This is a genomic window from Kribbella rubisoli (assembly GCF_004217145.1).
GTDB lineage: Bacteria > Actinomycetota > Actinomycetes > Propionibacteriales > Kribbellaceae > Kribbella > Kribbella rubisoli.
Genome location: NZ_SHKR01000012.1, coordinates 166,673 through 186,848, shown reverse-complemented (window position 1 = coordinate 186,848; position 20,176 = coordinate 166,673). Strand labels below are relative to the sequence as shown.

Below are 20,176 nucleotides of genomic sequence, written 5' to 3'. Positions count from 1 at the left end.
GGCCGGCGGCCGGTCAGCCCCTGTTGTACGGGGACGACAGGAGCTGACGGGTGTTCGTGAGGACCTGCTCGTAGTTGGCGCGGATCTTGGCGGCGTCGACGGTGATCGCCGGCTCGGGCTTGCCGACGGGGACCTGCCAGGTCGGGAGTGCGCCGGTGAGGGCCCACGCTGCTTGGCGGGCGGCGCCCAGGGCGACGTACTCGGCTGGTTCGGGGAGGACGACCTCGGCTCCCAGAAGGGCCGGGGCGAGGGCCTGTACTGAGCGGGAGCGGGCGCCGCCGCCGAGCAGGAGGACCCGGTGGACGGGGAGGCCCTGGGCGCGGAGGGCGTCGACGGCGTCGGCGAGGCCGCAGAGGAGGCCCTCGACCGCGGCGCGGGCCATCGTCGCGGGCTGCATGGTTGCGCGGGTCAGGCCGTAGATCAGGCCGGTGGAGTGCGGGAGGTCCGGCGTACGCTCGCCGTCCAGGAACGGGAGCAGCACCAGCCCGTCGCTGCCGGGTGAGGTGATCGCGGCCTCGTCGAACTCGGCCAGGTCGAGGCCGAGCATGGTCGCGGTCGCGGACATCACGCGGGCCGCGTTCAGCGTGCAGACGAGCGGGAGGTACTCGCCGGTCGCGTCCGCGAAGCCCGCAACCAGGCCGGTCGGGTCCGCGGTCGCGTTGGCCGACCGCGCGAACGCCGTACCACTGGTCCCGAGCGAAACAGCAACATCCCCAGGCTGCAGATCAAGCCCCAACGCAGCCGCCGCGTTATCCCCGGTGCCCGCGCCGATCGCCGCACCGAACGCGGTCTCACCGACAATCTCCGCCGGCCCGGCGACACGAGGCAACGCAAGCTGTCGACCGAAGGCGAGCTCGACGAGGTCCGTGCGGTAGCTGTTCGTCGCCGCCGACCACCACCCAGTCCCCGACGCGTCGCCGCGATCGGTGGTGATCCCGTCAATCCCCTGCCGATCAGCCGCCAACCGATGCGTCATCCAGTCATGCGGCAGCACGACGGCTGAGGCTCGGGATGCAGCCTCCTTGTCGCGCACCCACCGCAGCTTGGTGACCGTGAAGCTCGGCACCGGAACTGAGCCGATTGCTTCGGCCCACGCCTCTGGGCCGCCCAATTCGGCGACGAGTTCTTCGGTGGCGTCGGCTGAGCTGGTGTCGTTCCAGAGGACGGCGGGGTGGACTACCTCGCCGGCATCGTCCAGCAGGACCATGCCGTGTTGCTGGCCGCCTACCGCGATCGCCTGTACGCCGTCGAGCAGGCCGTCGGACGCGATCTCCCACGCCTTCCACCACTCGGCGGGGTCCACCTGGGTGGCATCCGGGTGTGGCGCCCGGCCCTCGCGAACCACCGCGCCGGTCTCGGCGTCACACACCAGAACTTTGGTCGCTTGGGTGGAGCAGTCCACCCCGGCGACCAGCCTCAGCTCAGTCATGCTCCGACGCTACAGGGCTTCGAGCGTGGCGCGCGCACCGATCTCGTGGAGCGACTTCAGAGCGGCCCTGTACTGCGTGACGAACCGCTCGTCCGACGCGAGATCACCGAACAGATCCGGATCCGAGATGAACACCAGCGGGTCCTCCCGGTTGTGCTGCGCCCGCTCGACCAGCTTGTCCCGCAGCCGGTCCACGACCTCGATCGCACCGCCCTGCTCGTCCGTGCCCTCGGCGTACCGCGCCCAGGACGCCACGACCAGCACCGAACGCTTGATCTCGCGATCGGCCACCAGCTGCTCGCGCACCACCGGCAGCAACCACTTGGGGATCCGGTCCGAGCTCTCCGCACACAGCCGCGCCAGCGTGTCCCGGACCTCCGGGTTCGCGAACCGCTCGATCAGCTGATGCTTGTATCGATCAAGGTCGACCCCCGGCACGGGCGGCAGGGTCGGCGTACCTTCGTCGTCCATGTAGCCGAGCAGGAAGTCCACGAACAGCTTGTCCTGAGACACCTCGTGCGCGTACCGATAGCCGGCCAGATATCCGAGGTAGCACAGCGCCTGGTGGCTGGCATTGAGCAGCCGCAGCTTCATCAGCTCGTACGGCTCGACGTCCTCGACGATCTGTACGCCGACGTCCTCGTACGACGGCCGGCCGAGACCGAAGTCGTCCTCGAGCACCCACTGCGTGAACGGCTCGCACACCACCGGCCAGCCGTCCTCGACCCCGAACCGCTCAGCCAGCGCCTCCCGGTCCGCGTCGGTCGTCACCGGCGTGATCCGGTCGACCATGCAGTTCGGGAACTTGACCTCGGTCTCGAGGAACTCCGCGATATCGGCGTCCTTCAACCGGGCGAACGACGACAGCATCTTCCGCGCCACGTGCCCGTTGCCCGGGATGTTGTCGCACGACATGACGGTGAACGGCGGTACGCCGGCCGCCCGCCGCCGCGCCAGCGCCTCGACGATGAACCCGAACGCGCTCCCCGGCGTCGCGCCCGGCTCCAGGTCGGCGGCGAGCGAGGGGTCGGACGCATCCAACTCGCCCGTCACCTGATTCACGTGGTACCCGCCCTCGGTGATCGTCAGGGACACGATCCGCGTCGCCGGGTCGACCATCCGGGCCAGCACGGCGTTCGGATCGTCCGGCGCGAACAGGTAGCCGACGATCGACCCGATCACCCGAGGCTCCAGGGTCCCGTCCGGGTGCTTGATCACCAGCGTGTACAGGTGATCCTGCGCCGACAGGACGTCGTCCATCCGCCGGTCCTGAGGCAGCACCCCGACACCGACGATCCCCCAGTCCAGCGCCTTCCCGTCACTCATCAGCCGGTCCAGGTACATCGCCTGATGCGCCCGATGGAAGCCCCCGACCCCGAAGTGCACGATCCCCGGTGTCACCGCCGTACGGTCGTAGGAGGGCACACCGACATCATTGCCCAGGGCATCGAGAGCAGCGGTGGCAAGTTTCACTTGACCGCCCCCAGCGACAGACCCTGGACGAGCTTGTCCTGTGCGGCGAACCCGGCGATCAGCACCGGTAGCGACACCACGATCGACGCGGCACAGACTTTGGCGAGGAACAATCCTTGGCTGGTCACGAACCCAGTCAAGAACACCGGCGCGGTCTGCGCCACTGTGCCGGTCAGCACCCGGGCGAACAGCAGCTCGTTCCAGCTGAAGATGAAGCAGATCAGCGCAGCCGAGGCGATACCCGGTGTGACGACCGGTGCGACCACCGACCGCAGCGTGCGGGTCAGCGACGCCCCGTCGACCGAGGCCGCCTCGAGGATCTCGACCGGCACCTCGGACAGGAAGCTGCGCAGCATCCAGACCGCGATCGGCAGGTTCATCGAGGTGTACAGGATGATCAGCAGCCAGATGTTGTCCAGGAACCCGACCGACTGCGCGAACAGGTAGATCGGCAGCAGGCCCGCCACCACCGGCAGCATCTTCGTGGACAGGAAGAAGAACAGCACGTCGGTCCACTTCTTCACCGGCCGGATCGACAGCGCGTACGCCGCCGGGAACGCGAGCAGGATGACCAGCGCGGTGGACAGGATGCTCGCGGTCAGCGAGTTCGCGATCGACGGCCATGGTCCGCTGTCGAAGAACGACCGGTAGCCGTCGAGCGTCAGCGGCGCCGTGACGTCCGGCGGGTTCTTCGCCGCGTTCTCCTCGGAGTGGAACGACGTCAGCAGCATCCACAGCACCGGCAGCACGAACAGGATGCCGACGATCCAGGCCACCCCGGACAGGACGAACCCACCACCGCGATTCTTCTTGCCGGTCACGATCGTGACTTGACCGCTCATTTACCGGTCTCCTCTCGGAACAGCGTGGACACCGACCGCAGCGCGAACGTCGCGATCGCGATCGTGCCGATCACCACGATGACGCCGGCGGCGGACGCGCGGCCGTAGTCGTGTGCGGTGTAGAAGGTCTGGTAGATCGTGTACGGGAGGTTCGCCGTACCGAGGCCGCCGGACGTGATCGTGAAGACCGCGTCGAAGTTCTGTACGACGTAGATCGAGCCGAGCAGCGCGGACAGCTCGAGGTACTGCCGCAGGTGCGGGAGCGTCATGTAGCGGAAGATCTCCCACTGGTTCGCGCCGTCGATCCCGGCCGCCTCGATCACGTCGAGCGGACGGCTCTGCAGACCGGCCAGCAGGATCAGCATCATGAACGGCGTCCATTGCCAGACCAGCGCGAAGATGATCGACCACAACGGCTGGTTGCTGATCCAGTCCGGCTGCGGCGCGTTGTCACCGAAGATCCACTTCAGCACGCCGTTGAACAGGCCGTACGTCGGGTTGTACAGCGCGTGCTTCCACAGCAGCGCCGCGGCGACGGGCACGACCAGGAACGGCGTGATCATCATCGTCCGGACCGCACCGCGGCCGCGGAACTTGCGGTCCAGCAGCAGTGCGATCAGCAGACCGAGGACGAGGCTGATCAGTACGACGCCCGCGGTCAGCAGGATCGTCACCCAGATCGCGTGCCGGGTGTTCACGTCGGTCAGCACCCGGCGGAAGTTGTCGATCCCGGCGAACCCGCGCTCATCGGGGTAGTAGGCGTTCCAGTTCATGAACGACACGATGATCGTGACCACGAACGGCAACTGGGTCACGATGATCATGAACACCAGGGCCGGCAGCAACGGTCCGCGCCGGGCCCAGTCACCGGCCTTGCGCATGATCGTGCCCTCCGAGCCGGGCGGCGCCGCACGCCGGTTCGGCTTCACGGCCGCGGGCTTCTTGGCGTCAATGCTCATGAGCCGCACCCCTCACTTCGCTGCGCGCGAGCGGTACCGCTCGGCGACGTCGTCGGCGAGCGTCTGCCCGCGTTTCAAAGCCTTGTCGACGCTCATCCGCCCGGCGATCGCCGAGCTCACGTCCTGACTGACCTGGGTCCCGAGGTCCGGGAACTCCGGGATGTCGATGAACTGGATCCCCGGCGCCGGCCGCGGCTGGACGCCCGGGTTCTTCGGGTCGGCGTTCTCGATCGCCGACTTGGTCGGCCCGGCGAACGCGGACGCGTCCTTCACGTACTCCGGGATCTCGTACGTCGACGCGCGCTTACCGGCCGGAACGTTGGACCAGCCAACCTTCTCGCCGACGAGCTTCTCGTAGTCCTTGCCGGAGGCCCAGGAGATGAACTTCCAGGCGTTGTCCTTCTTCTTCGAGGCTTCCTGGATACCCCAGGCCCACGCGTACAGCCAGCCGGAGCTGTCGGTCTTCACGACCGGAGCCGGCGCGTAACCCATCTTGCCCTTCACGGGCGAGTTCGGCGCCTCGAGCGAGCCGGCCGCCGAGGTTGCGTCGTACCACATCGCGACGTTGCTCTGGATGGTGTTGTTCAGGCACTCGGTGAAGCCGGCCTGCGGTGCGCCCGCCTCGCCGTGCGCACGGACGAGATCGACGTAGAACTTGGTCGCCTCCGTGAACGCGGGCGAGTTGACCTGGGCCTGCCAGTCCTGGGTGAACCAGGTGCCGCCGAAGGTGTTCACGACGGTGGTGAGCGGGGCGAACAGCTGACCCCAACCGGGCTGGCCGCGCAGGCAGATGCCGCGCATCCCGGGCTGGGCGTTGTCGACCTTGGCCGCGATATCCGCGACCTCCTGCCAGGTCGGCTTGTCCGGCATCGTCACGCCCTTGGCGGCCAGGATGTCCTTGCGGTACATGAGGAAGGACGACTCGCCGTAGAACGGTTCGCCGTAGATCTTGCCGTCGTCCGCGGTCATCGACAGGGTCATCGGTTTGAGGATGTCGTCCTGGTCGAACGACGCATCCTTGGCGATGTAGTCCGACAGCGGGGCGATCCACTTGCTCTTGGCATAGATCGGGATCTCGAAGTTGCTGACCGACGCCACGTCGTACTGACCGGCCTGGCTGGAGAACTCCTGGCTGATCTTGTCCCGGACGTCGTTCTCCGGGAGCACGGTGAAGTTCACGTGGATGCCGGTCTGCTTGGTGAAGTTGTCGGCGGTGAGTTTCTGCAGGTCGACCATCTGCGGGTTGTTCACCATCAGCACGTTGATGCTGTCGGCGCTGTCGCCGCCACCGGCGCCACCACCCCAGCCGGCGCACCCGCTGGCCGCGCTGAGAACAAGTGCGATGCCGACCGCCGTAAGCCTTCGTCCGGGCACTAGCCGCTCCCTCGCTGCGCTCATTTGAGCAGGCCTCTGCTCACAGGATGAGTGAACTAGGAACGGACTTGACCTGTCAAGGGTCTGTGCAACACTTGGGTCCGATGGTGCTCATATGAGCGGGGAGGCTTTGATGGAGTCCTTCGGTCCGGCGCAGCTGGTGCTCACCGCGTCGATCGCGCGGCGGTACTACGTCGACGGGCGGTCGAAGGTGGAGATCGCGGACGAATTCCGGCTCAGCCGGTTCAAAGTCGCGCGGTTGCTCGACCAGGCGCGCAGCAGTGGGCTGGTGCGGATCGAGATCAGCCACCCCGGGGCCATCGACCTGGAGCTGTCGGTCCAGCTGCAGGAGGCGCTCGGCCTGCGGCGGGCGATCGTGGTCGACACACCAGAGGTCGACGAGCCCGCCCTGCGGACCCAGCTCGGCAAGGCGGCCGCTGATCTCTTGTCGGAGATCGTCACCGCCGAGGACGTCCTCGGCCTTGCGTGGGCTCGCGCGGTGACGGCGATGACCGAGCAGTTGACGACACTCGCCCCCGTGCCGGTCGTCCAGCTCACGGGTGCGCTCACTCGACCGGACGTCGAGGCGAACTCGGTCGAACTGGTGCGCCACACGGCGCGGTTGTCGGGCGGACCGGCGTACCTGTTCTATGCGCCGCTGGTCGTGCCCGATGCGGCGACGGCGCGGGCATTGCGGCAGCAGCCGGAGGTCGCGGAGGCGATCAGCCACTTCGACTCGGTCAGCAAGGCCGTGGTCGGGCTCGGGTCGTGGGCGGCCGGGCAGTCGACGCTGTACGACGCGATGGACGAGAAGGCCTGTGAACAGCTGGAGAAGCGCGGCGTGGTCGCGGATATCTCCGGGGTGTTCGTGGACGCGGACGGCGAGCCGGTGCAGAGCCGCGTCACCGATCGGGTGATCGCTATCAATGCCGAGCAGATGGACAAGATCGACGAGGTGATCGCGATCCCGTACGGGCTGGCGAAGGTCGCGGCGGTGCGCGCCGCCGTACGCAGCGGGCTGGTCAACGGGATCGTTACCCACGCACCTCTGGCGAAGGCCCTGCTGAACGAGACAAACTGACCCGCGATGCCCTTGCCCGAGGTTGAGACCCACTTGCTCGGCGGTACTGCGAACCGTGGGCTGGTCGTGCGGGTCGGGGACACCGTCCGTCGTCCGTTGCGCCCCAGCAGCCTGGCCACGCATGCGTTGCTCGAACACCTGGAGCGGGTCGGGTTCGAGGGCGCGCCGCGGTTGCTCGGGATCGACTCGCAGGGCCGGGAGGTGTTGTCGTACCTGCGCGGCGAGACGGTCACCACGCCGTACCCGGACTGGTCGATGACCGACGAGGCGCTGGACAGCGTGGCGCGCCTGCTGCGGGCGTACCACGAGGCGGTGGCGGACTTCCGGCCCGTCGGGTTGGAGTGGGCCGAGCCGGTGCCGTCGGCGTACGTCACCGGGCTGATCAGCCACAACGATCCGAACCTGGACAACGTGGTCTTCCGCAACGGCGTCGCGGTCGCCCTCATCGACTTCGACCTCGCCGGCCCGGGGTCACCCCTCTGGGACGTCGCAACCGCAGTCCGCCTCTGGGCGCCGCTCCGCCCCGACGCAGACATCCACGACGTACGCCGAGGCCGATCCTTCACCCGCCTCCGCCGCTTCGCCGACGCCTACGGCCTGACCGACCCCGACCGCCTCCGCCTGGTCGACGCAGCCGCCGACAACCACATCTGGTGCATGGCCTACGTCCGCCACGGCGCCGAATCCGGCCACCCCTGGTTCCACCAACGCTGGACCACCGGCGAATCCGAACTGACCAACCGCACCAACACCTGGTTCGAACAGCACGCGGACGACCTCCGCCGCGCCCTGCTCTGATCTCGTGGCGGAGAATGTGGGGGTGCGTTCACGGGTGGTGTTGTTGGCGGGGCCCTCGGGGGCGGGGAAGTCGCGGCTGGCGGAGTTGGTGGGGTTGCCGGTGGTGCGGCTGGACGACTTCTACCGGGACGGGGACGACGAGGCGATGCCGCGGTCCCCGCTCGGAATCGTCGATTGGGACGACCCACGGTCCTGGGACGGCGAGCGTGCGGTCGCGGCGCTCGAGCAACTGTGTACGACGGGGGCCGCGGACCTCCCGATCTACGACATCGCCGCCGACGGCACCGTCGGTCACCGGCCCGTCACCACCGGCGGTTCGGCGCTGATCGTTGCTGAGGGCATCTTCGCCGACCAGATCGTCGGCGCGCTCCGCGATCGCGACCTGCTCGGCGCCGCGATCTGCGTCCGTCACCACCGGCTCGTCACGTTCTTCCGCCGCTTTCAGCGCGACCTCCGCGAGCACCGCAAACCCCCGCTCACGCTGCTCCGGCGCGGGCTCCTGCTGCTCCGCGACGACCCCGCCGTCGTACGGCGCTGCGTCGAAGCCGGCTGCGAACCACTCCATCCGAAGGCCGCCCGCCGCCGGATCGAGACGCTTCTCACTCCGTCGACGTCCCAATAAAACAAGACTGTTTGCCTGGAGTTAACCAACTTCTGATGGCATCGGCACCGGAACTGTCAGATGCGCTCGGGGGCGAGTAGCTGGACGGAGAGGGACCGTGACGCGGACTGCGCGGAGTCAAGCCGTGGGCGCTGCCGTTGTAGTAACCGCTCTGCTGCTGGCTGTGACTGCCTGTGGCAGTGAAGACGGAGCGTCTGCCTCCGCCGCAGACACCCCGGCGGCCAAGCATTCGCTGTCCGGCCCGGCTGAGAAGGCGAAAGGCTCGCTCGTCGGGCTCGCGGTACTGCCCCGCGGCTATGCCGCGGACCCGCGCGCCAACGCTACCGGCCCGTTCACCGCGACCGGCTTCCTGAACACCTGGTCCGCCGACCCCGCGCTGGACCGCGCCCTGCTGCTGAACGCCGGCTTCGTCGAGGGGTACCGCGCGTCCCGGCTGAGCCCCGACAAGAAGAAGCGTTTCACGCTGCAGCTGTTCAAGACCGGCTCGGCCGGCAAGGCCGTGGTCCTCCAGAGGGGCTTCTGGAACCAGGACACCCACGAGCACCCGTTCGACCTCCCTGGCGCGCTGTCCGACGCCCGGGTCGAGTTCGACGGCGGCACCTCCCAGTCCACCGCCGTCGCCGAGGCCAGCCTCACCGTCGGGCCGATGGTCGTCGAGATCAGCGTCCGCGAGGTGGGACCCATAGGCAGCAATCTCACCCCGGACACCGCACTCGTCACAGCACTCGCGAAGGAACAGCGAGCCCGCTTCACCGCGACCTCCAGCTGACACCCCCGGACGTTTCAGCTGAGAGCCCCCCGGACGTTTCAGGGGCCAACCCCCGAGTTGGTCGGTTGCCCACTCAGATTCTCAGGGGGCAAGCGGCTGTCTCGGGGGTTGACCCCTGAGACGGTCGTGTGGGTTTGTGAGCGGGAGCCGGCGGGGGCGGGGCCGGCGGGGGCGGGGCGGGGCCGGCGGGGGTCAGGCGGTGACGCGGTCGATCACCAACGGGCCAGGCGTGTAGGAGTCCGCAACCGCCACAGCGTCGGTCAGGGACTCCAGCGCTCGCTCGATCCGGCTCGGGTCATCCGTGTGAAGGGTCAGCAACGGCTGACCTTCCCGCACCTGATCGCCCGGCTTCGCGTGCATCTCGACCCCGGCCACCGCTGACACCGGGTCCTCCTTGCGAGCCCGACCTGCCCCGAGCCGCCACGCAGCCACACCAACGGCCAGCGCATCGAGCTTGGACAGCGTGCCAGACGCAGGGGCCGGTACGACGTGTTGCTCCGGCGCGACCGGGAGCTGCGCGGACGGATCGCCACCCTGGGCCGAGATCATCGCGCGCCAGGCGTCCATCGCCGTACCGTCGTTCAGCTTCTCGGCCGGGTCGATGTCGGTCACGCCGGCCGCGGCGAGCATCTCCTTGGCCAGGGCAACGGTCAGCTCGATCACATCGGCGGGACCGCCGCCGGCCAGCACCTCGACCGACTCACGGACCTCGAGCGCGTTGCCCGCGGTCAGGCCGAGCGGCACGGACATGTCGGTGAGCAAGGCAACGGTCTTCACGCCGGCATCGGTGCCCAGCGCAACCATGGTCTCGGCGAGCTCGCGCGCATCGGCCAGATCCTTCATGAACGCGCCGGAGCCGACCTTCACGTCCAGCACCAGCGCGCCGGTGCCCTCGGCAATCTTCTTGCTCATGATCGAGCTGGCGATCAGCGGGATCGCCTCGACCGTGCCGGTCACGTCACGCAGCGCGTACAGCTTCTTGTCGGCCGGAGCCAGGCCGTCACCGGCCGCGCAGATCACCGCGCCGACGTCCTCCAGCTGCCGCATCAGCTCGTCGTTCGACAGCGCGGCCCGCCAGCCCGGGATCGACTCGAGCTTGTCCAGCGTCCCGCCGGTGTGGCCGAGGCCCCGGCCCGACAGCTGCGGTACGGCGACCCCGCACGCCGCCACCAAAGGTGCCAGCGGCAACGTGATCTTGTCGCCGACGCCGCCGGTCGAGTGCTTGTCCGCGGTCGGCCGGGACAGTTTGCCGAAGTCCATCCGCTCGCCGGACGCGATCATCGCCGCGGTCCAGCGGGCGATCTCGCGCCGGTTCATCCCGTTCAGCAGGATCGCCATCGCGAGCGCGGACATCTGCTCGTCGGCGACGTCGCCCTTGGTGTAGGCGTCGATCACCCAGTCGATCTGCCCGTCGCTCAGCTCGCCCTTGTCCCGCTTGGCCCGGATGACATCCACCGCGTCGAAACTCATCAGTTCTCCAAGTCCTCCGGCCCGAACGCGTCGGGCAACAACTCGCGCAACGGACGCGGTCCGGTCGGTGTCTCGAGGAGCAGACCCGGCCCGCCGTTCTCGTGCAGCAGCTGGCGGCAGCGCCCGCACGGCGTCAGCAGATCCCCGTGGTGGTCCACACAGCTGAACGCCACCAACCGCCCGCCGCCGGTCCGGTGAAGCTCGGAAACCAGCCCGCACTCCGCACACAACGTCAGCCCGTACGAGGCGTTCTCAACGTTGCACCCAGCAACAACCCGCCCGTCGTCCACCAAGGCGGCCGCCCCAACGGCAAACCCGGAGTACGGCGCGTAGGCCCGCCCCATCACCTCGACAGCAGCCGCCCGCAGCTGAACCCAATCGACATCCACCACGCCAGCATCCCCCATCACACCATCCGGGCTATTCGGTGACGTAGGGCTCACCATCGGCCTTTGGTGCTCTCACTCTGCCTACCAGGCCGGCTACGGCGATGATCGTGGCCAGGTACGGGGCCATCAGCAACAGTTCGCCGGGGATCGGGGTCTGGATGATCTGTAGCTGCGACTGCAGCTGGGTGGCGAACCCGAAGAACAGCGCCGCGACCGTCGCGCCGATCGGGTGCCAGCGGCCCATGATCAGCGCGGCCAGGGCGATGAACCCGTTGCCCGCGGTCATCTCCTTCGAGAACGAACCGGCGTACCCGACCGTGAAGAACGCGCCGCCGAGCCCCGCCAGGATGCCGGCCGAGAGTACGGCGGAGTACCGGATCCGTTTGACGTTGATACCGACCGTGTCGGCGGCCTTCGGGTGCTCGCCGACCGCGCGGATCCGCAGGCCCCACCGGGTCTGGAACAGCACGAACGTGACGACCGCGACCGCGAGATAGGTCAGGTACACCAGGATCGTCTGGTTGAACAGGATCGGGCCGAAGAACGGGATGCTGGCCAGACCCGGGATCTTCACCGCCGACAGCACTTCCGGCGTGTTCAGCTTGTTCGCGTCCGGTTGCAGGAACTCGTCGAAGAGGAAGCCGGTGATACCGGTCGCGAAGACCACCAGCACGACCCCGAGCACGACCTGGTTGACCAGGTACTTGATCGAGAACACCGCGAGGAGCGCTGCCATCAGCACACCGGTCGCGGCCGCGGCGATCAGCGCGGCCGCGGCGCTGCCCGTCGTACTCGAGACGACGGCCGCGGTGAACGCGCCGGTCAGGAACTGGCCCTCGATCGCGATGTTGATGACGCCGGCCCGCTCGGACAGCACACCGGCGAGTGCACCGAGGATCAGCGGGGTGGCGAAGTTCAGCGTGCCCTGGAACTGGTTCGCCAGCGGGAACGTCTTGCCCGCCGAGGCCCAGCACAGGAACGCGCCGATGAAGCAGATGCCGAGGAGTGCGGCCAGCCAGCCGGCGTACCGCTGCGGCACCCGGCGCACGATGTACGCCGCGGCCGCACCGACGCCGAGGATGCCGAGCAGCAGACCGACGGCCTGCGCGGGCAGATGCAGCAGGTTGTTCTGCAGATCGCCGGAGACCAGCTGGAACGTCGCCTTGCCGCTCTTGGTGAAGATCGCCAGCAGCAGCCCGATCAGCGCGAACACCAGCATCAGGCCGCCGACCCGCAACCGCCGGGTCCGATCGGCCGGCGCCTCGATGACGTTGGGCTTCGCGGGCGCCGCGGGCACCGCGTCGGGAGTCGTCTCGGTCATCCGTTCCAGCCTTTCGCGAGGACGGCGCCGCTGCCGCGTTCCTTGGGCAGGAAGCGGAAGATCGAGCGCACCAGAGCCGGGGCTGCCACGAACAGCACGATCACGGCCTGCAGGACCGTGGTCAGCGTCAACGGGGTCTGGGTGATCAGCTGCATCTGCAGACCGCCCGCGTTCAGGGCGCCGAACAGCAGACCGGCGAGGACCGTGCCGAGCGGGGTGCCGCGGCCGAGCAGCGCGACCGTGATCGCGTCGAAGCCGACCGATGCCGCGACGCCGTCGGTCAGCGGCAGGTCCGTCCCGAGCACCTGCTGGGTCCCGGCCAGACCGGCCAGCGCGCCGGCGACGACCATCGCGATGATGTACGCCCGGCCGACCGACATACCGGCTGTCCGGGATGCGTCGGCGTTCGCTCCGACGGCGCGCAGCTCGAAGCCGATCGTCGAGCGGTTCAGCAGCCACCAGACGAAGATCGCGGCCAGCACCGACAGGATGAAGCCGCCGTGCAGCCGGGTGTCGCCGAACTGCGGGTACTGCGCGTTGGAGTCGACGATCGGCGAGATCGGGTCGGTCCGCCCGGGCCGCTGGAACGCCGACGTGGTCAGCAGCCAGGCGAGCAGATAGATCGCGACGTAGTTCAGCATGATCGTCACGATCACCTCGTGCGCGCCGGTGCGGGCCTTCAGCAGCCCGACGACACCGCCCCACAGCGCGCCGCCGAGCAGCCCGGCGAGGATCGCCACGATCAGGTGCAGACCGGCCGGCAGGTGCCAGGCGAAGCCGACGTACGCCGCCAGGATCGCGCCGGCGATCAGCTGGCCCTGCGCGCCGATGTTGAACAGCCCGGTGCGGAACGCGAGCGAGACCGCCAGGCCGCCGCAGATCAGCGGCGTTGCCTGGGTCAACGATTCGCTGATCGCGGTGACCGAGCCGAACGCACCGAGGGCGAGCGCCTTGTAGGCCTCACCGACGGCACTCGCGGCCGCGGAGATGGTGTCCATCGGCGCGGCGCCGAAGTACCCCATGGCGGTCTTCACCTGGTCGTCGGTGACGATGATCAGGATCGCGCCGACCACCAGGGCCAGTACGATCGCGCTCAGCGAGACCAGGCCCTGGATCGCCCACGACGGCAGGCCCGAGCGCTGTGGTTCCTTGGCCGGTACAGGGGCCGGCTCGACCGTTGTCTCTGTGCTCATCTAGATGGTTCCCAACGTGGTCGGGTTCTCGATCGCGACGTCGTGCGCCTCGGACTTGGAGGCGCCGGCCATCATCAGGCCGAGCTCGTCGCGCGGGGTGTCGGCCGGTACGACGCCGACCACCTTGCCGCGGTACATCACCGCGACCCGGTCGGTCAGGGCGGCGATCTCGTCCAGCTCGGTGGACACGATCAGGACGGCGGTGCCGTTGTCGCGTTCCTCGACGATCCGGGCGTGCAGGAACTCGATCGAGCCGACGTCGACACCGCGGGTCGGCTGCGAGGCGACCAGCAGTTTCAGCGGCCGGGACAGCTCGCGGGCCAGCACGACCTTCTGCTGGTTGCCGCCGGACAGCGACGACACCGGCAGGTCGATGCTCTGGGTGCGGATGTCGAACTCCGCCACCCTGGCCTCGGCGTTCTTCTCGATCTCGTCGGTCCGCAGCGCCAGCCCGTTGCCGAACGGCGCCTTGCGGAACAGGTCGAGGATCAGGTTCTCGGCGACCGTGAACGAGCCGACGAAGCCGTCGTGGGCGCGGTCCTCCGGGACGTACCCGATACCGGCCTCGAGCCGCTGTCTGGTCGACCTGCCGGTCAGGTCCTCGCCGTCCAGCGAGATCTTCCCGGCCGCGATCTGGATCAGCCCCAGCAGCGCCTCGGCGAGCTCGGTCTGACCGTTGCCCTGGACACCGGCCACCGCGAGGATCTCGCCGGCCCGGACCTCCAGGTCCACGTCGTCGACGGCGGTGAACCCGCGCTCGTCGATCACGGTCAGCCCTTCGACCCGCAGTACGACGTCCTTCGGCTGGGCCGGCTCCTTGTCGACGACCAGGTCGACCGCGCGGCCGACCATCAGCTCGGCGAGCTGCTCCTCGGTCTCCGACGGCTCGGCCTGACCGACCACCTTGCCGCGGCGGATCACGGTGATCTTGTCCGCGATCGCCTTGACCTCTTTGAGCTTGTGGGTGATGAAGACGATCGACGTGCCGGTCTCCTTGAGCTGGCGCATCACGCCGATCAGCTCGTCGATCTCGGCCGGGGTCAGCACCGCCGTCGGCTCGTCCAGGATCAGCACCCGGGCGTCGTTGCTGAGCGCCTTGATGATCTCCACCCGCTGCTGCACGCCGACCGGGATGTCCTCGATCAGCGCCTCCGGGTCGACCTCGAAGCCGTACCGGTCGGACAGCTCGGTGACCAGTGCGTCGGCCTTCTTCCGGTCCAGTACGCCGCCGGCCCGGGTGTTCTCCCGGCCGAGCATGATGTTCTCGGCGACGGTGAACACCGGGACCAGCATGAAGTGCTGGTGCACCATGCCGATACCGTGCTTGATCGCGTCACTCGGCGAGGTGATCTTCACCTTCTCGCCGTCGATCAGGATCTCGCCCTCGTCGGGCTGCAGCAGCCCGTAGAGCATGTTCATCAGCGTGCTCTTGCCGGCCCCGTTCTCGCCGAGCAGGCAGTGGATCTCGCCCGGCTCGATCACCAGGTCGATGTGGTCGTTGGCAACCAGCGAGCCGAAGCTCTTGGTCAGGCCGGACAGCTCGAGATGCATGCGGGCAGCCTCCCCTTCAGACGGCGAGCCAGGAAGGCTGGACCGGTGGGTCCGCTGCCTTCCTGGCTCGCACCGTACTACGCGAATGCGCGATCGATCAGGACGCCTTCGGCTGTACCTTCGACTCGATCGTGATCTTGCCGCTGATGATGTCGGCCTTGATCGTGTCCAGCTCGGACTTCACGTCCGCCGGGACCTTGCTGTCGAAGTCGTGGAACGGGGCGATCGCCGTGCCGCCGTTCTGCAGGGTGCCGGTGAACTGGGTGTTGTCGAACTTGTTGTCGACGACCGAGATCACCGCGTCCTTCACGGCGACGTCCATACCCTTCTCGACGCTGCTCATCAGCACCGAGCAGTACTCCTCGGCGCTGATGCAGCCGTCGGTGTCGACCCAGATCGCGTTGACCTTGCCGTTGCTGGCCTTGGCCGCCTGCAGACCGCCCAGACCCGACGGGCCGGCGACCGGGAACAGCACGTCCGCGCCCTGGGTGATCAGGTTCTGCGCGTTGTTCTGGCCCTTGGCCTTGTCCTCGAAGTCGCCGGTGAACAGACCCTTCTGCTTCTGGTCGTCCCAGCCGAGCACCTGGACGTTCTTGCTCTTCTGCGTGTTGTAGTACCGAACGCCCTGGGCGAAGCCGTCCATGAAGATGGTCACGGTCGGGATCTGCAGACCGCCGAACGTGCCGACCTTGCCGGACTGCGTCATCGCGGCGGCCAGGTAGCCGGCCTGGAAGCTGGACTGCGCGGTGTTGAACAGCAGCGGCTTCAGGTTCGCGATGGGCGCCTTCGGCGCGGAGTCGACGATGGCGAACTTGATGTTCGGGTTCGCCTTGGCGGCCGCCTCGGTGGCGTCCTCGAGCTTGAACCCGACGGCCACGATGACGTTGCACTTGGCGCTGACCATCGCGGTCATGTTCGTCGTGTAGTCGTTGTCAGACTTCGACTCGGCCTTGACCTCGGTCAGGCCACGCTCCTTCACGGCGTCCTGCAGGCCCTTGTACGAGGTCTGGTTGAACGACTTGTCGTCGAAACCCCCCGAGTCGGAGACCATGCAGGCCTTGAAGTCCTTGTTGGCGCTGCTGCCGGAGCTCGCGCTGTCGCTCGGCTTGCTGCCACAAGCGGCGACGGCGAGCGTCAGTACGCCCACGATCGCCGTTCCCCGCACGTACTTCTTCACCGGACGTCTCCTTCGTCGACCAGAAAAACCTGTGCCACTGCATCTGCCCGGCACGCCTTCCCCCACGTGCCGCATCCGCAGACTATAGGGCGCGCCCCGTCATTCTTTGAACGTCGCGCAGGCCTCGATACCGGAAAGTGACCGGCATTCTCGTCACATTTCGACAACTTCTCCGGTATGGTCACCGGCTGCGCCACCCACGTCACGGTGTGCACGCTCCGTGGTGGCTCTCACGGACTGTGGTCGTCGCGGTCGGGCTTCGACCGACTCTGGTGCACAATCGCGGGATGAGTCATCAGTTGCTGGTCGCGGACGTACTCGCGCGGGTCGAGGCGGTCCGCGAGGAGATGGTCGACGTACGGCGGGATCTGCACGCGCACCCGGAGCTGGGGTGGCACGAGGTCCGGACGACCGAGCTCCTCGAGAAGCGGCTGGTCGAAGCCGGGCTGTCCCCGCGCGTGTTGCCGACCGGGACCGGCCTGATCTGCGACATCGGCGCCGGCGACTCGTGTGTCGCGCTGCGGGCGGACATCGACGCGCTGCCGGTGCCCGACGGCGTGGACGCGCCGTGGCGGTCGACGATCGACGGGGTGGCTCACGCTTGCGGGCACGACGTACACACGTCGGCTCTGCTCGGTGCTGCTTTGGTGCTGGCCGGGATGGCGCGCGACGGGCAGCTGGACCGGCGGGTGCGGGTGATCTTCCAGCCCGCGGAGGAAGTGATGCCGGGCGGAGCACTCGGCGTCATCGCAGCCGGCGGACTCGACGGGGTCCGCCGTATTTATGGGCTCCACTGCGACCCGCGGCTGCAGGTCGGTCAGGTCGGGCTGCGGGTGGGCGCGCTGACCGCGGCTGCCGATCGGATCCTGGTGCGACTGACCGGGCCGGGAGGTCACACGTCGCGGCCTCATCTGACTGCGGACCTTGTCTACGCGCTCGCGACTCTGGTGTCCGAGCTTCCCGCTGCGCTGTCGCGGCGGGTCGATCCGCGCGCCGGCATGTCGCTCGTCTGGGGCCGCATCACGTCCGGCTCGGCCGCTAACGCGATCCCTTCGCGCGGCGAGGCCGAGGGAACCCTGCGCTGCCTCGACGCCAACGCCTGGCGGCTGGCCGAGGAGCTGATCCCTTCGCTGGCCGAGCAGATCGTCCGCCCGTACGGCGTAGAGGTCGACACGGAGGTCACGCACGGCGTACCGCCCGTCGTGAACGACACGACCGCGATCGGGGTCCTGCAGAACGCCGTACATCAGACGCTCGGCTCCAGCGCGATCGCGCCCACCGACCAGAGCCTCGGCGGCGAAGACTTCGCCTGGTACCTCGAACACGTCCCCGGCGCCATGGCCCGCCTAGGCGTCCGCCACCCCTCGGCAGAAACCGCCGCCGACCTCCACACCCCCGGCTTCACCCCCTCCGAAGAAGCCATAACCCTAGGCACCACCGTCCTGACCTCAGTCGCGTTGTTGGATTAACAGATGACGAGTTACCCACTCCTCGACGTGCGCGTCAGTACGCCGGTTCTGGAGCTGCGTGGAGCGACCGACGAGCTCTTGGGCGAGCTCGCGGAGGTGGTGCGGGCTGGGAAGACGGATGCCGAGCCGCCGCCGTACGACGACCCGATCTCGCTCTACGAGCCGGATCCCGATCAGCGGGTGGCGAAGTGGATGCGGGCGATCTGGCGTGGGCGCGGCAAGGTCGAGAGCGATGCGTGGCGGCTGTACTTCGTGGTTGTCGTCGACGGGCGTCCGGTCGGGATGCAGGACCTTATCGGCGTGAACTTCTCCACCCTCGGCACGGTCACGAGCTTCTCGTGGCTGTCCGCCGATGAGCGCGGCCGTGGGCTCGGGCATGAGATGCGCGCCGCGATCCTGCACCTCGCGTTCGAGGGGCTCGGGGCGAAGGAGGCGGGCAGCGATGCGTTCGTGGACAACCACGGCTCGAACGCGATCTCACGATCCCTCGGCTACGAACCCAACGGCTCGGACTGGGCCACCCGCCTCGGCGAACCCGGCCTCCTGAACCGCTGGCGCCTGACCCGGGACAACTGGGAAAAGCACCGCCGGGCCGACATCAGACTCCACAACACCGAGGCCTGCCAGACCTACCTACCGTTGACGTCTGGCTAGAAGGTGTCGGCGGGGACGTAGGTGCCCCAGACTTCTCGGAGGGTGTCGCAGACTTCGCCGACGGTGGCTCGGGCTTTGAGGGCCGCTTTCATGGGATAGAGGCAGTTGTCGTTGCCTTGGGCAGCTTTCTTGAGGGCGGCCAGGGCTTCGTCGACGGCTGACTGGTCGCGGGTGGCGCGGAGGTCTGCGAGGCGGGCGGTTTGCTGGGCCTCGATGGTGGGGTCTACGCGGAGAGGTTCGTACGGCTCCTCCTCCGCGATCTTGAACTTGTTCATGCCGACGACCACGCGCTCGACAGAGTCGATTTCCTGGGCGATCTGGTAGGCCGAGCGCTCGATCTCCTGCTTCTGGAAGCCCTTCTCGATCGCGGCGACGGCCCCGCCGTACTCCTCGACCTGGTCCATCAGCTCCACCGCGGCGGCCTCGACCTCGTCGGTGAGTGACTCGACGACGTACGAGCCGGCGAACGGGTCGACCGTGGCGGTGATGTCGGTTTCGTACGCGAGGACCTGCTGCGTGCGCAGGGCGAGGCGGGCCGCCTTCTCGGTCGGCAGCGCGATCGCTTCGTCGTACGAGTTGGTGTGCAGCGACTGCGTGCCACCCAGTACGGCGGCCAGCCCCTGGATCGCAACGCGGACGAGGTTGACCTCGGGCTGCTGCGCTGTCAGCTGTACGCCGGCCGTCTGGGTGTGGAAGCGCAGCATCAAGGACTTGGGGTTCTTGGCGCCGAAGGAATCCCGCATCACCCGCGACCAGATCCGCCGCGCAGCACGGAACTTCGCGACCTCCTCCAGCAGCGTCGTCCGCGCGACGAAGAAGAACGAGAGCCGCGGCGCGAACTCGTCCACGTCCAGCCCTGACGCGACCGCGGCACGGACGTACTCGATCCCGTTCGCCAAGGTGAACGCGATCTCCTGCGCAGGCGTCGCCCCCGCCTCGGCCATGTGATAGCCGGAGATCGAGATCGTGTTCCACCGCGGCAGCTCCGCCTGGCAGTACGCAAAGATGTCGCTGATCAGCCGCAGCGACTCCTTCGGCGGGTAGATGTATGTCCCGCGGGCGATGTACTCCTTCAGTACGTCGTTCTGGATCGTGCCGGTGAGCTTGTCCGCGGACACGCCCTGCTCCTCGGCCACCAACTGGTACAGCAGGAGCAGCACCGAGCCGGGCGCGTTGATCGTCATCGACGTCGACACCTGGTCCAGCGGGATCTTGTCGAACAGCACCCGCATGTCGTCGATCGAGTCGATCGCCACCCCGACCTTCCCGACCTCACCAGAAGCGATCGTGGCGTCGGAGTCGTAGCCCATCTGCGTCGGCAGGTCGAACGCGACCGACAGGCCCATGGTCCCGTGGTCGATCAGCTGGTGGTACCGCTGGTTCGACTCGGCCGCGGTCCCGAACCCGGCGTACTGCCGCATCGTCCACGGCCGCTGCGTGTACATCGTCGGGTACACGCCCCGGGTGTACGGGAACTGCCCCGGCTCCCCCAGCTTCGCCGCCGGGTCGAACCCGTCCAGCGGTTCATACACCGGATCGAACTCGAACCCCGACTCGCTGCGATGACTCATGCCCCAAAGGTAGGCGAACCACCGCCTGACTGGT

At 68.1% G+C, this 20,176-nt stretch carries 18 protein-coding genes; 6 read left to right on the top strand and 12 right to left on the bottom strand.

Features of this window, described 5'->3' with window-relative positions; all coding sequences use genetic code 11:
• Nucleotides 1–13 precede the first annotated feature (13 nt).
• Genes xylB through EV645_RS15070 form a run of 5 tightly spaced genes read right to left on the bottom strand, consistent with a single transcriptional unit; the run spans nucleotide 14 to nucleotide 6,077 of the window.
• Nucleotides 14–1,429 carry a xylulokinase gene (gene xylB, locus EV645_RS15090; RefSeq protein ID WP_130444162.1) on the bottom strand — a complete coding sequence of 472 codons (1,416 nt, stop codon included), beginning with the start codon at nucleotides 1,427–1,429 and terminating at the stop codon, nucleotides 14–16.
• A gap of 9 nt (nucleotides 1,430–1,438) precedes the next feature.
• On the bottom strand, nucleotides 1,439–2,854 hold the full coding sequence (locus EV645_RS15085; protein ID WP_242000429.1) for a mannitol dehydrogenase family protein: 1,416 nt from the start codon (nucleotides 2,852–2,854) through the stop codon (nucleotides 1,439–1,441).
• Nucleotides 2,855–2,898: 44 nt separating this feature from the next.
• Nucleotides 2,899–3,744, bottom strand: a complete 846-nt coding sequence (locus EV645_RS15080) for a carbohydrate ABC transporter permease (RefSeq protein WP_130444158.1) — start codon at nucleotides 3,742–3,744, stop codon at nucleotides 2,899–2,901.
• Nucleotides 3,741–4,703, bottom strand: coding sequence for a carbohydrate ABC transporter permease (locus EV645_RS15075; RefSeq protein ID WP_130444156.1), 963 nt, complete (start codon nucleotides 4,701–4,703; stop codon nucleotides 3,741–3,743). The genes EV645_RS15080 and EV645_RS15075 overlap by 4 nt, the downstream gene beginning before the upstream one ends.
• A 12-nt stretch (nucleotides 4,704–4,715) precedes the next feature.
• Nucleotides 4,716–6,077: an ABC transporter substrate-binding protein gene (locus tag EV645_RS15070; RefSeq protein ID WP_242000428.1), complete on the bottom strand. Its 1,362-nt coding sequence runs from the start codon at nucleotides 6,075–6,077 to the stop codon at nucleotides 4,716–4,718.
• A gap of 115 nt (nucleotides 6,078–6,192) precedes the next feature.
• On the opposite strand from EV645_RS15070, the gene EV645_RS15065 reads away from it, so the two are divergent.
• From EV645_RS15065 to EV645_RS15050, 4 genes are all read left to right on the top strand, one after another.
• Nucleotides 6,193–7,158, top strand: a complete 966-nt coding sequence (locus EV645_RS15065; RefSeq protein ID WP_198681638.1) for a sugar-binding transcriptional regulator — start codon at nucleotides 6,193–6,195, stop codon at nucleotides 7,156–7,158.
• 6 nt (nucleotides 7,159–7,164) lie between these two features.
• The gene (locus EV645_RS15060; RefSeq protein WP_242000427.1) at nucleotides 7,165–7,956 is read left to right on the top strand and encodes a phosphotransferase; all 792 of its coding nucleotides are present in this window, start codon (nucleotides 7,165–7,167) and stop codon (nucleotides 7,954–7,956) included.
• Nucleotides 7,957–7,978: 22 nt separating this feature from the next.
• Nucleotides 7,979–8,578 carry a uridine kinase family protein gene (locus tag EV645_RS15055; RefSeq protein WP_198681637.1) on the top strand — a complete coding sequence of 200 codons (600 nt, stop codon included), beginning with the start codon at nucleotides 7,979–7,981 and terminating at the stop codon, nucleotides 8,576–8,578.
• A 124-nt stretch (nucleotides 8,579–8,702) separates the two neighbouring features.
• Complete coding sequence (locus tag EV645_RS15050; RefSeq protein ID WP_130444152.1) at nucleotides 8,703–9,347, top strand: hypothetical protein; 645 nt, start codon at nucleotides 8,703–8,705, stop codon at nucleotides 9,345–9,347.
• A gap of 192 nt (nucleotides 9,348–9,539) precedes the next feature.
• On the opposite strand, the gene EV645_RS15045 is transcribed toward EV645_RS15050, so the two are convergent.
• The 6 genes from EV645_RS15045 to EV645_RS15020 form a co-directional block, all read right to left on the bottom strand.
• Nucleotides 9,540–10,817: a thymidine phosphorylase gene (locus tag EV645_RS15045; RefSeq protein WP_130444150.1), complete on the bottom strand. Its 1,278-nt coding sequence runs from the start codon at nucleotides 10,815–10,817 to the stop codon at nucleotides 9,540–9,542.
• Entirely contained in the window at nucleotides 10,817–11,206 is a 390-nt protein-coding gene (locus tag EV645_RS15040) for a cytidine deaminase (protein WP_242000527.1), read from the bottom strand. Before EV645_RS15040 ends, EV645_RS15045 begins: the two co-directional genes overlap by 1 nt.
• Nucleotides 11,207–11,237: 31 nt before the next feature.
• Entirely contained in the window at nucleotides 11,238–12,527 is a 1,290-nt protein-coding gene (locus tag EV645_RS15035; RefSeq protein WP_130444146.1) for an ABC transporter permease, read from the bottom strand.
• Complete coding sequence (locus EV645_RS15030; protein WP_130444144.1) at nucleotides 12,524–13,720, bottom strand: ABC transporter permease; 1,197 nt, start codon at nucleotides 13,718–13,720, stop codon at nucleotides 12,524–12,526. The genes EV645_RS15035 and EV645_RS15030 overlap by 4 nt, the downstream gene beginning before the upstream one ends.
• A complete protein-coding gene (locus tag EV645_RS15025; RefSeq protein ID WP_130444142.1) occupies nucleotides 13,721–15,271 on the bottom strand; it encodes an ABC transporter ATP-binding protein in 1,551 nt (516 codons plus the stop codon).
• Nucleotides 15,272–15,368: 97 nt separating this feature from the next.
• On the bottom strand, nucleotides 15,369–16,448 hold the full coding sequence (locus EV645_RS15020; RefSeq protein WP_130444140.1) for a BMP family lipoprotein: 1,080 nt from the start codon (nucleotides 16,446–16,448) through the stop codon (nucleotides 15,369–15,371).
• A gap of 287 nt (nucleotides 16,449–16,735) precedes the next feature.
• Here EV645_RS15020 and EV645_RS15015 point away from each other — a divergent pair, with 287 nt between their 5' ends.
• Nucleotides 16,736–17,917 carry an amidohydrolase gene (locus tag EV645_RS15015; RefSeq protein WP_130444138.1) on the top strand — a complete coding sequence of 394 codons (1,182 nt, stop codon included), beginning with the start codon at nucleotides 16,736–16,738 and terminating at the stop codon, nucleotides 17,915–17,917.
• Between the two features lie 3 nt (nucleotides 17,918–17,920).
• Nucleotides 17,921–18,571 carry a GNAT family N-acetyltransferase gene (locus tag EV645_RS15010; protein ID WP_130444136.1) on the top strand — a complete coding sequence of 217 codons (651 nt, stop codon included), beginning with the start codon at nucleotides 17,921–17,923 and terminating at the stop codon, nucleotides 18,569–18,571.
• Here the strand turns inward: EV645_RS15010 and EV645_RS15005 are convergent.
• On the bottom strand, nucleotides 18,568–20,142 hold the full coding sequence (locus EV645_RS15005; protein ID WP_130444134.1) for an acyl-CoA mutase large subunit family protein: 1,575 nt from the start codon (nucleotides 20,140–20,142) through the stop codon (nucleotides 18,568–18,570). The genes EV645_RS15010 and EV645_RS15005 overlap by 4 nt on opposite strands.
• Nucleotides 20,143–20,176: the final 34 nt, after the last annotated feature.